This is a genomic window from Aquamicrobium defluvii (assembly GCF_004363725.1).
GTDB classification, from domain to species: Bacteria; Pseudomonadota; Alphaproteobacteria; order Rhizobiales; family Rhizobiaceae; genus Mesorhizobium; species Mesorhizobium defluvii.
The window spans coordinates 1-15,260 of the sequence record NZ_SNZF01000038.1; the positions used below are offsets into that span (position 1 = coordinate 1).

A 15,260-nucleotide genomic window follows, 5' to 3' on the forward strand; every position below is an offset into this window, starting at 1 on the left:
GCCCTGCAACCCCAACCAGCAATGCCGCCCGCGCTGGCGCCGCGACCATCATTGCACTAACAATCAAATTGGACCCGTCCGTGGGGGCCGATCACGTCAACATGTTCGTCGCCGGCTTCATCGGTTCGCCGGCGATGAATTTCCTGACGGGAGAGATCAGGGACTGCGGATTCTTCGCCGGCGACGTCCGGCTGCCGCTTGCCGCACCAGCCCCGGAGCTGGCCGGTCGGCGCGTGGTCTACGGCGTCCGGCCCGAACATATCGGCATCGACGAAGACGGCGTTGCCGCGGAGGTCTGCGTGGTGGAGCCGACGGGGGCCGAAACCTATCTCGTCGTAAGGCTGGCGGGGCAGGAGGTCACCTGCGTCGCGCGCGACCGACTGGATGTGCAGGTCGGGCACGCGGTGCGGCTGTCGCCCGATCCGGGTCGTATCCACCTTTTCGATCCACAAAGCGGGCGGCGCCTCTAGGTGTTCAATCCCATCCACTAAATGCCGGGACTGAACAGTTGGCTGCATGCCCTCGCCATGGCCAGCGGTTCCGCATTTCCACGGCAACTGGCCCCGCTTGCGGACTCCGTCCTGCAGCATCCGGATATCATGGTCTTCGGGACCTGTTCGTCGATCGCACAGCGGGCAGGCGTGTCGGCGACAACCGTCTCCCTTGTCGCGGGCGCCCTCGGCGCCGGTCGTTCCGCAATCTGCGGGAGCTGTGCCGGGACGATCTGGTACGTGCCGGCACAGCTCCCGCAGACAGCGGACGTGCCCCGGGCCTGCGGAGGAATGTCAGGGCCGGTCATAGGCGAGACGGAAGCCGATATGGCCTGTCGATGTGTCGGCACTTTGCCCCATGCGGGCGGCGATGCGATAGCGATAGCAGTAACTGATGTGGCAAAGGTGTGAGCCACCTTTGAGAAGGCGCTCGGCATTCCGGCCTGCGAGCGCGTTGCGCTCCCTTGCAGCCTGCGTGAGGGGTTGGACGTGAAACGCGTCGGCACACCATTCCCAGATATTGCCGCACATGTTGAAGAGGCCCGAGGGGTTGGGTTCGAACGCGTCCACGGGTGCGGTGCCGCCATAGCCGTCGGCAAGGGAATTGATGTGCGGGAAACGACCCTGCCAGATGTTGCAGTAGATGGCCCGGTCGCTGGGCTCGTCGTCTCCCCATGGATACCGCATCTCCGCCCGGCCGGCCTTGGCGGCGTGTTCCCACTCGGCTTCGGAGGGCAGCCGGCCGCCAGACCAGCGGGCAAATGCCTGCGCGTCGTTCCAGGAGACGTGGACGACCGGGTGCCGGTCATCCGCATGGAGCGGGCTGCCGGGGCCGCCCGGCAGGCGCCATGTGGCGCCGTCGACCCGATGCCACCAGGGCAGGCCGACCGGCTGGCTGGTCACGGTTCCCGGTGCGACGAAATCCTTGAAGACGAAGCTCCAGCCGAAACGCTCGGCATCCGTGACATGGCCGGTGTCCGCTACGAAACGGGTGAAGCGCGCATTCGTGACGGCGTACCTGTCCAGGCCATAGGCCCGCACGGCCACCTGGCGCGCCGGCCCCTCTCCGTCCGCGTCGATGACGGGCCTGTCGGTACCGACAGTCGCGATGCCCGCGTCGAACCAGGCGATGTCCGTTGGTGCCGGTGCCGTCGTCGGCAGAGCCTCTCCGTGTCGCGCCGGTGCATTGCCGGCGCCTTCGCGGCGCGGCAGGCTGCAGCAGCTTCGTTTCGCTTCCGGGACTTCCGCCATGTCGCTCCGCATTGCGCTACCTCGCGTGGCAGACACTAGTGGAGCTTTGCCATGCCGTATAATACTTAAAAGCTGGAAAGCCATAGGGAGGAGTTATGGACCTGCTGCGCAATATCGGCCTGCTGCGATCGTTCCTGATCGTTGCGAGGGAGGGCAATGTGACGGCGGCCGCCGAGAAGATGGGGCTCAGCCAGCCGGCCCTGACGCGGAACATCCGGCGGCTCGAGGAGGAGTGCGGGATAGCGCTGTTCGACAGGCACACCCGCGGCGTCACACTCACCATCTATGGGCGGACGCTGCTGCGTTATGCGCAGATGATCGATACGGAATGCCGCTTTGCCTCGTCCGAGCTGGAAGCGATGCGGAGCGGGCACCGGGGGCACCTCAGGATCGGCGGCGGGCCGTTCTGGGGCGGCACGCTGCTGCCCAAGGCGCTGACGCGGCTGCACCAGCGCTTCCCCGATGTCCGCACGACCCTCGATGTGGGGGTCAATACTGTCATTCACCCCAGGCTCTTTGCCGGCGAGCTCGACCTCGTGGTTTCGGCCAGCCCGCATGACCTGTCGGCGCTTCCGGACTATATCGGCTTTCGGCCGCTCATCACCATCCGGAGCGCAATCTTCGCGCGGGATGCCCATCCGATCTTCGAGCGGCGGCCCCTCGACCTCAACAACCTGGCCCGGTTTCAGTGGGTCCTCTACCAGGCCGATACGGACGCCATCGAGCGCTTGAGCGCCTTCCTGAAGTCGCTGGGAATCGGGCCGCCGCGGATCGCGGTCGAATCGAGCTCCCTCATGGCGGTCGTCGAACTGGTACGCAGCGGCGACTTTTTCGCCTGCCTTGCTGCGCCGCTGTTCGGGAGCTTTCGCGATATCGGCATTCGCCAGGTGGAGACGACACGCGAAATCTGGAGTTTCGATGCGGGGATCCTGTATCACAAGGCCATCGAGACCACCGCGCCCTACGATATGCTGCAGCATACGCTCACGGACCTGATCGCCGCCGCCGGTCTTAAGGCGAAAGACTGATATCGATGATCTGAACCCCGCAATCGGAAAAATCGCCCGCAACGGCCCAAACAGCGGAGACGACGAATGCTGATCCGACATGGAAGATCGAATTTCTCAAACGATATTCTGGATGCGGATCTTACGACTGACTGAGACACTACACATCGGCCTCTTGACCGCAGTTTGCAGATCACGAATGGAAATCAGATCTCAATTTCGGTCTCCGCCACGATCTCGGTTTCGATTCTACCTGCGTGATCTGGAAGAGATGATGGCCGAGCGGGGTATCGCCGTCGGCCACACGACAATTCACCGCTGGACCGTGCGTTGCACGCCATTATTGGTGGCGCGTTTTAAGCGACGTAAGCGGAGCGTGACTGGCAGATGGCAAATGGACGAAGCTTACATCAATGTCTGCGGCCAGTGGATGTACCTTTGCCACGCCATCGACAGTGTCGGTGATACAGTCGAATTCCGGTTCAGCGAGCAGCGTGACCTGCTATCGGCCAGGCGGTTCTTCGGAAAGGCGCCGGCTCGTCATGGCCGGCCCGACCGCATCGTCATCGACGGCAGCCAGACCAACCACGAGGCCACCGTTGCCTGTGACACCACAAATCGCTTGCGGGATCGCTCTCGGCGACGGCTGAAACCACGACCCTGTCGCGGACGATGCCGCTGGCGAATGATGCGACCAGGCTTTTTGCCGCGCAGTCGATCCAGGCTTCCAAATCAGCCGAGGACTTGTGGCGCATCAATTCGTCGCCGCATCTCGATATCCGTCCGGTCCGGCTTGCTTCGCCGGACTGGTAGAGTTGCGATGTTGGACCATAGTGTGCGCTCACGCAATTTGATCGACTGAAGCCTGCTGGATTGTCGATGCCGGCGCGGTAAGTGAATACCTCGTCTGGGTTCTTTCCGCCGCCGTGTCGACCATGTCATGGCGAAGTTCTCCGTCTCGGAGCGGTTCGCATGCAGGGTTCTCGACCGGCATCATTCGACCCGCCGTGGGGAGACCAGAGATGGAACGGACGATAAGGCATTGACCGCCGTCATCGTCCGGCTCGCTTCATGGCCGCTACGGCTATCGCCGGATCACCGCGATACTGCAAAAACCTTCCGCACCAATCCATGCACGCGGCGGAAGGCGGATTGTGCTCCGGCAATGACGCGGGCCTCGTCCTCGTCGGACAGGTGCACCGCATCGAGCGCGGCCGTGAAGGTGCGCCAGTGCAGGCCGCGCCCCTCAGGGGCGCCGGCCAGATGCCGCGCGCCGAAGGTCTCCGAAAACCCGAGTTTCTGTGCATCCTTCAGCAGGAACGCCGCGCCGAGATTCGAACCTTCGGCAACATAAAGCCAGCCGAGCGCTGTCGCCAGATCGAGCGATGTCCCTGCCGCGAACGCAGGTGATGCGTCGAAGGTCAGCGCGCCCATCCGGAGATCGGCCAGATCACCTTCGATCAGCGGCAGCCGCCGCCGGCCCGCAAGGTCGGGAAGCAGTGCATCCAGTTCTGCATCGTCGTAGAGTGCGTCGATGTCACGATGGAAGCCGTGTTGCATCTTCACGAACAGGACATAGCGATCACGGCTGGAGAACGGTTCGCCCGCCATGATCGCCCTGTCCAGACGCTCATGCGTATCGCCCGTTGCAGCCTTCAGGCGCTTCGAGCGGGACAAAACAGGAGGATTGTCGAAAATGGCGGCTTCATTCACGGATACGGCCTCTCGGGAAAGAAAATGGAAAACGGATCAGGGCGAGCCAGGAGCCCGCCCCGTGGATGGGGGGTCAGAATTTCGCGGTCAGTCCCGCGCGTATGGTCCGTCCCGGAGCCGGGACGCGGGTGAATGACAATGCGTCCAGATAATACCGGTCTGTCAAGTTTTCGATGCTGAAATTGAGCGAAGCGGTGTCGTTGACCTGATAATTGCCGAACAGGTCGAACACGGCGTTTTTGGGCCATAGCGTGGGAGTGACGTAGCCTCCCCCCATAACCTCGCTCACTGCGCGCTCGCCGATAAAGGTGGCACGTGCACCAAGCGTCAGTTTCTGGTCGAACAGGCGAACGCCGCCGGTGACGGTCGCAAGATATTCCGGCGGAACGTAGTTGCCACCATAGTCGACGCCGAGCGCCTTGCTCGCACAGCCGGTGAGCTGATGGCAAAACTCGACCTTTGTGTATCTGGTGACGCCGACATCCAGGAACACGCGGTCGGCGTCATATTTGAACGAGATCTCGAACCCTTCAAACGACGCTTTTGGAATGTTGGCCCAATGGCGCGGTTCCGACCAGTTTTGTGCGATCGAGTCCCGGATGATGTAATCGTCATATGTATTGTTGAAATAGCTGGCCTTGAATTTCAGGCTATCCCCGTTTGCGAGAACATCCGAGCGCAGGACATTGATTCCGGCCTCGTAATTCGTGGCTTTTTCAGGCTTCAGGGCAGGATTGGGATAGAGGATCGTACCAAGCCTGAAGTTTGCCTCCCGCAAGGAGGGCGGCCGCCATCCCTGAACATACTGGCCATAGAACTGAACGCCGTCCCATGGTTCCACCGTAACCGAGAGCGATGGATTAAACCGTCCCCCGCTCTTGTCGCCATATTCCGCGAGCGCACCCGGTCCCTGCCCGATATGGTAGGAATCGTATCTCAAGCCGGCATTGAAACTCAGCCATTCCGTCATGTCGAGCTTCGCCCGGCTGAATGCGCTTGCCAGCCGCCGCTTGCCCGTCGGCCCGGCACTCACCAGAAATGTCTGCGAGGGGTCCCACGAATAGGAATCATGAATTTCCTGCCCGTCCGAATCTTCGAGGGAAGCCTGCACGCCGTAGGTGAGCGCAAGATGGCCGATCGGCGTTTCAAGATCCGATTTGTTGTACGCTTCCACCCCGTAGGTGAGGACTTCCGACGGTCGGTCCAGGGTGATGGGAGCCGTCCTCCCGACATTTGTCAGCCATGCTGAAACATTGAGATCAAGAAAGGGATTCCCGGAAGGATTGTATGAGAAATCGGCCCTTGCCGTATCCACCTTTCTTTTGTGCAATTCCCGTTGGGAAGGCGGCGCGAAAGAATACACATAGGGAAAATCATCCAGTTCCCCATGTTCATTCTCATAACGCATATAGCTGAGTTCCAGCGAGGTGTCCTCGGAGAAGTGCGCTTTGCCCTTGAACAGCAGGGAGAATGAATCCTCGGATGTGTTGTAGACTTCGCCGCCTGGTGGAATCGGCGACAGTGCGCCGGTGTTGTTTGCGAGCGATTTCGACCCTTTGGTGCCGGCGAAGTAGTTTCCGGTCTTGCGGCGCGTCACCGCAGCCAGAAATTCGAAGTTCTCCTGCACGGTCGCTGCGGCAAGTGAACCGTTGAAACTGTCGCCGTTGAAGAAATCGGGCGCGCTGTCGTTCTGTGTGTCGGTGCCAACAGCGGGCGGTCTCTCTGTATTGCTGCCAAGAGTTGCCCTGACACGAGCCCCATATTGTTGGCCATCGGCCACAATGTCGCGCGCATTCAGCGTGCGCATGTTGACGACGCCGCCCATGGCGCCGTTGCCGAGCGGTCCATCGCTCGGGCCCTTGGTGATATCCACGCCCGCAATCAGGTTCGGATCCACGAAGACGCTGCTGGTGTGCCCGCGATAGCCTGTATAGCTCGATGTGGATTGCTGTGTTCCGTCGATCAGCGTCGCGACGCGGTTCATGCCCTGGAGCCCGCGAATGTTTATGTTCAACCCCTGGCCGGAGCGGCTGCCGGCCGACACGACACCCGGCGTGGACCTGAAAATGTCGCCCTGGCTGCTCGGCGGCACCCTGTCGATTTCCTCCGCGGAAATATAGGCACCCGATCCTGCGGTCTCGTAAGGCGTGTCCGCCGGCAACCCAGCGTTTGCGCCCACCACGGTGATCGTATCCAGCACCAGCGAACCGTTCGCATCCATCGCCTGATCATGAGCCAGAGCGACCCGGTCGTTGTTCGATACCAGAGCTGCCGTGGATGGCCCGGAAATGCGCGCGCTGATGCCTGTACCGGCGAGCAGTGACTGCAAAGCCTGAGCGGGGGGCATCGAGCCGCTGATCGCCGTCGAGCGCTTGCCTTCGACGGCAGGAGAATGGAAACCGACTTCCCAGCCTGTCGCACGGATAAATGCATTGATGGCCGCGGACAGTGGCTGCGCCGGAATATTGAAACTTGCCCCCTGTTCCGAAGGCTGCTGCTGGGCATGGCCGACGGCAGGTATGTACAGGCTGGAAGTGCCGAGGATTGTCGAAGCGACAAGAGCGGAAAGGAGACACCGTTTCTTGCGATGCCCGTGTGCCAGTCGGCTACCTGCTTCACTCCATGCTTCGCAACCCATCAGCCATCCCTCACTCGTCCGGTTTCGGAGGGCCGCAGCAGTCAGTCTGAACCAGGCCCATATACTGTTGACGAATGGGCGATCCAAACCTCACAACGAAAGTTGAGTTTTTATCGAAGGATTAAAATTCCACCGGGAATTCGCGTGACGGTGGCGCCCACTGTCGCCGCAAGGGAGCGGATCGTCCGCTCCGGATTGTCGAGACGATAGTTGCCGGTCACTCTGGCGTTGCCGATACGGTCGCTGGTGACGAAGATGGAGCGCGAATAGTAGCGGCTGATCTCTCCGAGGACTTGCGCGAACGGTTCGTTCTCGAAAACCAGCCGGCCATGCCGCCATGACAGCGACGTCGCGACGTGCGCGCTCGTCACGCCCGACAATGATGTCGCCGTTGCAGTGACCGACTCTCCCGGGCGCAACGCGACCTTATCCGTCGCGGCTGCCAGCCGGGCCACCTCGACAAGCCCTCGTTCGAGAACGACGGTATCCTCCTTCGGACCGGTCCGCGCGGCAAATGCCGTTCCCTTGACTTCGACTTCGGAAAACGCTGCCGACACCGTGAACGGCCGGGAAGGATCGGGAACAACGTCGAAGTACGCTTCTCCCTGAAGCAGGGTTACAGACCGTTTGCCCCCTTCGAAATCCAGTGCCACCGCGGACGCCGTATTGAGCGTCATATGCGAACCATCCGGGAGTGTGATTTCTTCCTGCACGCCGGTTGCGGTCTGATAGTCCGCACGCAAGTTCAGCATTATGGCTGGATACTGCCGAGCACCAACGGCGATCAGTATCGATGCCGCTGCCGCCATAGCGGCATGGGTCCAGGTACGGCTGCGCCGCCGCGGGCTCCGGATGGTGGTGACAGCGCCGGCAGTTCGGGCTCCTCTGACAGCGCCCGCGAGATCGCCGGCTATAACATCGAGTTCGGCCAGCTCCCATACCCCTGCGACCTCGGCAAATGCCCTTGCGTTCACGGTATCAGCCCTTCGCCATGCCTCGAACTTCGCTCGCAGCCTATGATCGTCTGGATATCCCTGAAGCAGCGCAAACCACTCCAGGGCGGCGTCCATCGCGGAATCCGGAGGTGTGAGACCGTCGCGTGTCTTGCTGTGATCTGGCTTGCCGCTTTCCACTCAGGTCGGTCCGATAGGGTCTGTCGCAAAAAGAGCGCGCTCATACATGAGACGTTTGGCTGACACTGATCTCACAACGAATTCCATGATGAACGTCGCGGGATTGCAGATGAATCCGGATGTTCAGCCGACCCGCCAGACAGAAAACGGAAAAGTATCAGCTACGATCGATCCTGGCCATCGCCGCAACACAATGTCCGTGGGCAAGCTTGAAGTCGTTGAACACGGTATTCGGCGACACCCCCAGATGCTTCGCGATCCTCGGGTAGGACCATTTCTCGACGCGGTTCAGATACCAGACCGTCCGGGCTCTTTCCGGCAGCTTCCTGATCGCCTCATCCAGCAATCGAAGCCGTTCGGAACCGATCAGGCTCGCCTCCTGGGATGGCAATGGCGATGCGACGTTCAGGACGTCTTCTTCCGGTACGTCATCGCGCTCGACTTGTCCGAGCATTTCGCGACGGCGGCACAGATCGATTGCAATATTGCGAGCGGTCTGGAACAGGAAAGCTTCAATGTGATCGATCGGTCCGCGCTCGATCGCCCTGCGCGCCCGCACATAGGTTTCCTGTGCAACATCCTCGGCTGTTTGCGGGTCGCGCACGATCCGCAATACGCTCCACATGATGGACTTCCGGTTGCTCAGGAAAATGTCGGCGAGAGTTGTGGTCACAACGATAACGGGATCAGAGAACGTCTCGCCTGCTGTGACGCTGCGAGTGGGGGCAACCTGGATTTTTGATAGCGCGTTTACAAAATGCTTGCAACGCCAGTGATTTAGAGCGCTTCCAAAGCATGAACGCGGGTCACTGAAATCATCGTGGTTTTCCGCCCGCTCCAGGGAAGCGCCGGCTGGGTTCCTCGCGGTTCCTGAGCACATCGGCACAGGCCGTACCGTTGTCGGCGAGCACGGTGTGGATGCGGTAGGGGAATATCTCCGCCATATTCCCGGGAAAGGCTGCATCTTCCATCTTCCCGGCGCATTCGCAGAACCCGACGCAATCGAACTTCGGGAGCCGTTCGATGGCCGGAAACATCACGAGCCTGCCGTCCGTGCCGCTGCGGCGACGAGTCAGGGAGATGGTGGCGGCAGAGCTCTTCCTCGCAGACGGAGAAGCCTTTATGAACAATGCACCTGCGGGCTGCGTCAGTTCCGGCTGGTCCGCAAGGGCCAGTCTGGCCCTCCGATATCCGAACCCTCTTTCTGACGAACAGCCACATCATGAAAGGGACACCATGAACGGCGCGGACATGCTTTGCGATGTGCTTCTGACAAATGATGTCAACGTTTGCTTTGCAAACCCCGGCACATCCGAAATGCACTTCGTCGCGGCGCTCGACCGCAAGCCGCAGATGCGCTGTGTCCTGGGTCTGGCCGAAGGAGTGGTGACGGGCGCGGCGGACGGCTATGCACGCATGGCAGACAAGCCGGCTGCAACCCTGCTGCATACCGGCCCGGGTCTGGCCAACGGTCTGGCCAACATGCACAACGCCCGTCGCGCGCATACGCCCATGGTCAATGTGGTGGGCGATCATGCAACATACCATCTTCAGCATGACGCGCCGCTGACCAGCGATATCGAAGGGCTTGCCCGCCCCATGTCGCACTGGGTCGGCCGTATTGGCACTTCCGCCGAGGTTCGCGTCCGCACCGAGGAAGCCTACCGGGAGGCGCAGATGCGCCGGGGCGTCTCGACGCTGATCCTGCCGGCCGATGCGGCATGGGGTGAGGTGCAGCCTGATACGCTCTCACCGGTGGTGTTGCCACAGCCGCCGGCAGTTCCCGCCGGGACCCTTTCCGCAGCCGCCGCCGCTTTGCGCAGCGGCCGGCGTGCGGTCATCATCCTCGCCGGTCGCGCGTTGCGGGCCGGTGCGCTCGAAACCGCCGGCCGCATCGCGGCCGCCACGGGTGCCGCGCTGTTTTCACAGACCTCCGACCGCACCGAGCGCGGAGCAGGACGGGTGGCGGCGCGCCCGGTGCCCTACAATGTCGACCAGGCGGTTCAGGCCCTGCGCGAATTCGAGGTGGCGATCTGCATCGGCGGCCGTGAACCGGTTGGGTTCTTCGCCTATCCGGGCAAGCCCGGCACCATGCTGCCGCCAGCCTGCGAGGTCATTCAACTGGCTGGTCATGAGCACGATCTTTCAGGCACCCTTGATGCGCTGGCCGGGTTCACGGGGGTGGGCCGGGATGCACCGTTTCTGGCAAACCGTTTCACGCAGCGCGAGATCGCGGCCCCGAACGGCGTGCTCGATGCCGACAGCATCTGCGTTGCGGTTGCGCGTGCCTTGCCGGAAGGCGCGATTGTCATCGACGAGGCGATCACTTCGGGCGGGCGGCTGACAGCCTTGTCACCGGGCCTGGCTCCCCATGACCATGTGCCCCTGACCGGCGGGGCGATCGGCGAGGGCATTCCGCTGGCGGTCGGTGCCGGCGTCGCCTGTCCCGACCGCAAGGTGGTGGCCATGCAGGCGGACGGCAGCGGCATGTATACGGTTCAGGGCCTGTGGACGCAGGCGCGCGAGAATCTTGACGTGGTCACGGTGCTGCTGTCGAATCGCGCCTATGCGATCCTTCAGGGCGAGATGCGCAATGTCGGAGTGAACGAGTTCGGCCGGAATGCACGGCGCATGCTCGATCTCGATTCGCCGGATCTCGACTGGTGCCTTATAGCGCGCGGCATGGGCGTGGAAGCTGCCCGCGCCGAAACGATCGGGCGATTCATCGACCTGCTCGATGCCGCTCTGGCAAGAAAGGGCCCCTTCCTCATCGAAGCCCGGATCTGAACCATGCTGCCCGAAAGCGGGAACCATTTTCGTGATAGCGATATGCGTGAAAACGACAGCCTGAAACGCGGACAGGCAACCTGGAAGACCGCGGCGCGCTTCAGGCTGAGTGCGAGGCCGCAGCTGCCGGCTCCCATCGTGCCGGATATCGGCTGGTGCCTCAGTCGCGCAATACGCTGAGGAAGTCGGAGCACCAGCGGGAAATGTCGTGTTCCTCCAGCTGCTTCATCATCGGCGCGAAGCGCGCCCGCCGTTCCTCCAAAGGCATCGACAGCGCCTTCGCCACTGCGTTACCGACAGCCTCGATGTCGTAGGGATTGACGAGGATGGCGCCGTCGAGTTCCTGCGCGGCGCCGGCGAAGCGCGACAGCACCAGCACGCCGGGATCTTCCGGGTCCTGCGCGGCGACGAATTCCTTGGCCACGAGGTTCATGCCATCCCTGAGCGGCGTGACCATGCCCACGCGCGCCACCCGGTAGAGCCCGGCCAGCACCTTCTGGTCGATGGCGCGGTTGACGTAGCGGATCGGCACCCAGTCGAGCCGGCCGAGCGCACCGTTCACCCGTCCCGCGCTCTCGGCGACCTCGCGTTGCATGGCGGCATAGCCGGGCACCTCGGTGCGCGATTTCGGCGTCACCTGCAACATGGTCGTGCGGCCGCGCCAGGCCGGGTTGGCCTCGAGGAATTTCTCGTAGCCGTCGATGCGCTGGGTCAGACCCTTCGAGTAGTCGAGGCGGTCGACGCCGATGATCAGGTCGCGCCCTTCGAGGCTGTCGGCGAAGCGGCGCACGGCGGCCGTGCGCACGGCCTGACGCGCCAGCTCCGCGAAGTCGCGCGTGGCGATGCCGATCGGAAAGGCGCCAGCGCGGAAGCGGCGGCCATAGGCTTCCATCCAGCCGCCGCCGACATCGCCGCCGATGCCCTCGCGCTTCAGGCCGGAGGCGAAGTTGTCGGCGTCGTGCGTCGTCTGGAAGCCCACCACGTCATAGGCGGTCAGCCCGCCGATGATTGCCTCGTGAACGGGCAGCGTAAGAAACACGTCCGGCGACGGCCACGGGATGTGCATGAAGAAGCCCATGCGGTTTTCCACGCCGATCCGGCGCAGCTCCGAGGCGAGCGGGATCAGATGGTAATCATGCACCCAGATGATGTCGTCCGGCCTGATCAGCGGCCGTAGCCGTTCCGCGAAGAAGCGGTTGACGCGGAAATAGCCGGCCATGTCCTTGCGGGCATAGTCGGTGAGGTCGAGCCGGTAATGGCACAGCGGCCACAGCACGCTGTTGGCGAAGCCCGCGTAATATTCGGACAGGTCGCGCCGCGACAGGTCCGAAAGCGCGAAGGTGATGCCGCCCCGATCCTCCACATGCAGGGGGCCGGGTTCCTGCGATCCGCTCGACTTGCCCGACCAGCCCATCCAGATGCCGCCGCGCTGTTCGAGCGCGGCCTTCAGCGCCACCGCCAGCCCGCCCGGCGGCGGGCCCTTGCCGATGTCCGGCACGCGGTTCGACACGACGATCAGACGGCTCACAGCACATCCTCCCAGCGGCGCGACAGGTGCATCGCCGCATTGATCAGGCCCACCATGGAGTAGGTCTGCGGGAAGTTGCCCCACAGTTCCCCGCTCTCGACATGCAGCCCTTCCGAGAGAAGACCGAGATGGTTCCTGTGCTTCAGCACGTCCGCGAAGATGGCGCGCGCGTCCTCCTTGCGGCCGACGCGCGTCAGCGCATCGATCAGCCAGAAGGTGCAGGCGGTGAAAGCCGTTTCCGGCTCGCCGAAATCGTCCGGGGCGCGATAGCGGTAGAGATGGTTGCCGAAGCGCAGGTGTGCTTCGCAGGCGGCGAGCGTCGAAAGGAAGCGCGGGTCCTGCGCCGGCAGGAAACCGATCTCCGGCATCAGCAGCAGGCTGGCGTCGAGGTCGGCGCCGCCGAAGGAGGAGACGAAGCTGTTCATGCCCTCGTTCCAGGCGCGCTGCAATATGCCGGCACGGATGAGGTCGGCGCGCTGGCGCCAGTGCGCGGCGCGGCTGTCGAGGGCAAGCTTCACGGCAATGCGCGCCAGCCGGTCGCAAGCCGCCCAGCACATCATGGCCGAATGGGTGTGGACGCCGTTGCGGGTGCGGAATTCCCATATGCCGGCATCCGATTGATCCCAGCGCGCGAAGGCCTGATCGCCGAGCGGCTCCAGCCGGCCGAACAGCGCTTCGCCGCCCATGACCGGCAGGCGCTCGTCGAAGAAGCACTGCGTTATCGACAGGATCACCGAGCCATATCCGTCGTTCTGCACCTGGGTATGGGCGGCATTGCCGCTGCGCACCGGGCCGAAGCCGCGATAGCCGGGCAAGGCGCCCACGATCGTCTCGTCGAGATGGCGTTCCAGCCCGAGGCCGAAGAGTGGCTGCAAATAGCCGTCGGGCGAGTCCGCGGCGATGTTCGACACATAGCCGAGATAGTCCTCCATCGTCCTGGTCGCGCCCAGCAGGTTGAGCGCCTTCACGGTGAAGTAGGAGTCGCGCAGCCAGCAGAAGCGGTAGTCCCATGTGCGGCCGCTCTGGCCATATTCGGGGATGGAGGTGGTCAGCGCGGCGACGATACCGCCAGTCTCCTCGTGTGAGCACAGCTTGAGCGTGATGGCGGAGCGGATCACCACGTCCTGGAAGTCGATCGGCAGCGTGAGATAGCGCACCCATTCGCACCAGTAGTTCTCCGTCTCCTTCAGAAAGGCGCGGGCGGCGTGCAGGGGCGCCTGCGCAAGCCGCTCGTCCGGGCCGAGGATGAAGGCGCAGGGCCGGTCGAGGAGGAAAGGTGTCCCGCGCTCGATGAATTCCACCGGCGCATCGGTGGTCAGCCGCATGGTCTGCCCGCCGAGCAGGAAGCGGATATGGTTGGTGCCGCGCGTCGTTTCCGGCTCATGCGCGCCGTAGCCGTGGCGCGGGTGCAAATCCACCTGAATGCGCGGCGCGCCTTCCACGGGCTCCACGAGCCGCACGATCGTCTGCGGCCGGAAGATGCGCCCGTTCGCCTTGAAGCGCGGCGCGAAATCGGTAATGCGCAGCCGGTTGCCGTCATGGTCGGACAGCAGCGTTTCCAGAATGGCCGTGTTGCGCACGTAACGCTGCTCGCTCGAGGCCATGTTCCTCAGGCTTATCGACCACTGGCCGCCACCGCCGGGCGCCTGCCCCAGAAGGCTGTAGAAGACGGGATCGCCATCCATGCGCGGCACGCACATCCAGACAATGGAGCCATTGCGGTCGATGAGCGCGGCGCTGCTTGAATTGCCGATCACGCCGAGATCGAGGGAGGGCGCAAACAGGGGCTGGTTCATGCCGAGATCCTCGCAAGCCAGCCGCGGACGTCCGAGGGTGCGCGCATGCGACCCCGCGCGAGGCTCTGCCTGCCGTCGATGCCCACCCGCACGGACAGGCCCTCCAGACGGTTTGCGGCGGCGAACATCGTCTCGTCGGTCACGTCGTCGCCGATGGCCACCGGCCGGCGGCCGCGAAACGGAGCTTCGCGCATGAACGATGCAAGCGCATCGCCCTTGTCGCGGCCGCGGGGGCGCAGCTCGACGACCTGCTTTCCCTCCTGAAGCTCCCATCCATCCGCGACGGGACCGGCAATGGCGGCCATCAGTTCGCGCACCTGCGTTTCCCGCTCCGGGGCAAGGCGATAATGGGCGGCGATCGCAGCGCCCTTGTCCTCGAAGATGACGCCGGGCATATCCGCCGTCTGCTGCCGCATATATGAGCGCGCAAGCTCGAAAGCCTCGGTTGTCGCGATGGTCGCGGTGCGGCCATCCGCGCCACGCCATTCGGCGCCATGCAGCCCGCTGACCGCGGTTGCGGGAAGCCCGAAAAGGTCGTCTACGGTGCCGATCGACCTGCCGGTGATCAGCGCCAGCGCACCGTCCAGCCGATCCGCCAGCCGCTTCAGGACAGTGGGCAGATCGGGGGGCACGACAACGGCTTCAGGCGTTTGCGCGATGTCGAGAAGCGTGCCGTCTATGTCCAGAAAGAGCGCGAGGCCAGAGGCATTTTCCGGAAGCGGGCAGGACGACCGGCCATGCCCGTGCAACGATAAGGTCTCATCATGCATGACTGCAAGGATAGGCCCTGCGACGCGATCGGCAACCCCCGAGCCAGATCCACGTGCCAGACCCTCTCGGCCAGAGAGGTGTTTGATCCCGGATTTCGGGCGGCGTATGCTTACAATCCCGCGCCGTCGATCGCGGAGCAGTTCGA

The 15,260-nt window shown here is 63.3% G+C and carries 11 protein-coding genes and 1 pseudogene; 4 read left to right on the plus strand and 8 right to left on the minus strand.

What is annotated here, in order from left to right:
• The coding region (locus tag DES43_RS19755; RefSeq protein WP_133676079.1) for a TOBE domain-containing protein at nt 1-470 on the plus strand (470 nt) is incomplete at its 5' end.
• Between the two features lie 315 nt (nt 471-785).
• Here DES43_RS19755 and DES43_RS19760 read toward each other — a convergent pair.
• Nucleotides 786-1,742 carry a formylglycine-generating enzyme family protein gene (locus DES43_RS19760; RefSeq protein WP_084496668.1) on the minus strand — a complete coding sequence of 319 codons (957 nt, stop codon included), beginning with the start codon at nt 1,740-1,742 and terminating at the stop codon, nt 786-788.
• 95 nt (nt 1,743-1,837) lie between these two features.
• On the opposite strand from DES43_RS19760, the gene DES43_RS19765 reads away from it, so the two are divergent.
• On the plus strand, nt 1,838-2,770 hold the full coding sequence (locus DES43_RS19765; RefSeq protein WP_051520833.1) for a LysR family transcriptional regulator: 933 nt from the start codon (nt 1,838-1,840) through the stop codon (nt 2,768-2,770).
• 232 nt (nt 2,771-3,002) lie between these two features.
• Nucleotides 3,003-3,404 (plus strand): annotated as a pseudogene (locus DES43_RS19770) (IS6 family transposase); the annotation flags it as partial.
• A gap of 440 nt (nt 3,405-3,844) precedes the next feature.
• Here DES43_RS19770 and DES43_RS19775 read toward each other — a convergent pair.
• The 4 genes from DES43_RS19775 to DES43_RS23075 form a co-directional block, all read right to left on the minus strand.
• A complete protein-coding gene (locus DES43_RS19775; RefSeq protein WP_035033110.1) occupies nt 3,845-4,462 on the minus strand; it encodes a biliverdin-producing heme oxygenase in 618 nt (205 codons plus the stop codon).
• A 73-nt stretch (nt 4,463-4,535) separates the two neighbouring features.
• Nucleotides 4,536-7,100 (minus strand): TonB-dependent receptor, encoded by a 2,565-nt coding sequence (locus DES43_RS19780; RefSeq protein WP_035033113.1) that lies wholly within the window; start codon nt 7,098-7,100, stop codon nt 4,536-4,538.
• Between the two features lie 110 nt (nt 7,101-7,210).
• Entirely contained in the window at nt 7,211-8,170 is a 960-nt protein-coding gene (locus DES43_RS19785) for a FecR family protein (protein WP_084496670.1), read from the minus strand.
• 220 nt (nt 8,171-8,390) lie between these two features.
• A complete protein-coding gene (locus DES43_RS23075) occupies nt 8,391-9,113 on the minus strand; it encodes a sigma-70 family RNA polymerase sigma factor (protein WP_084496664.1) in 723 nt (240 codons plus the stop codon).
• 356 nt (nt 9,114-9,469) lie between these two features.
• Here DES43_RS23075 and DES43_RS19795 point away from each other — a divergent pair, with 356 nt between their 5' ends.
• A complete protein-coding gene (locus tag DES43_RS19795) occupies nt 9,470-11,020 on the plus strand; it encodes an acetolactate synthase large subunit (protein WP_035033122.1) in 1,551 nt (516 codons plus the stop codon).
• A 160-nt stretch (nt 11,021-11,180) separates the two neighbouring features.
• Here the strand turns inward: DES43_RS19795 and otsA are convergent, their stop codons facing one another.
• Genes otsA through otsB form a run of 3 tightly spaced genes read right to left on the minus strand, consistent with a single transcriptional unit; the run spans nt 11,181 to nt 15,093 of the window.
• Nucleotides 11,181-12,548 carry an alpha,alpha-trehalose-phosphate synthase (UDP-forming) gene (gene otsA / locus DES43_RS19800; protein WP_035033125.1) on the minus strand — a complete coding sequence of 456 codons (1,368 nt, stop codon included), beginning with the start codon at nt 12,546-12,548 and terminating at the stop codon, nt 11,181-11,183.
• Nucleotides 12,545-14,344 carry a glycoside hydrolase family 15 protein gene (locus DES43_RS19805; RefSeq protein WP_035033127.1) on the minus strand — a complete coding sequence of 600 codons (1,800 nt, stop codon included), beginning with the start codon at nt 14,342-14,344 and terminating at the stop codon, nt 12,545-12,547. The genes otsA and DES43_RS19805 overlap by 4 nt, the downstream gene beginning before the upstream one ends.
• Nucleotides 14,341-15,093, minus strand: a complete 753-nt coding sequence (otsB, locus tag DES43_RS19810; RefSeq protein WP_051520835.1) for a trehalose-phosphatase — start codon at nt 15,091-15,093, stop codon at nt 14,341-14,343. The genes DES43_RS19805 and otsB overlap by 4 nt, the downstream gene beginning before the upstream one ends.
• Nucleotides 15,094-15,260: the final 167 nt, after the last annotated feature.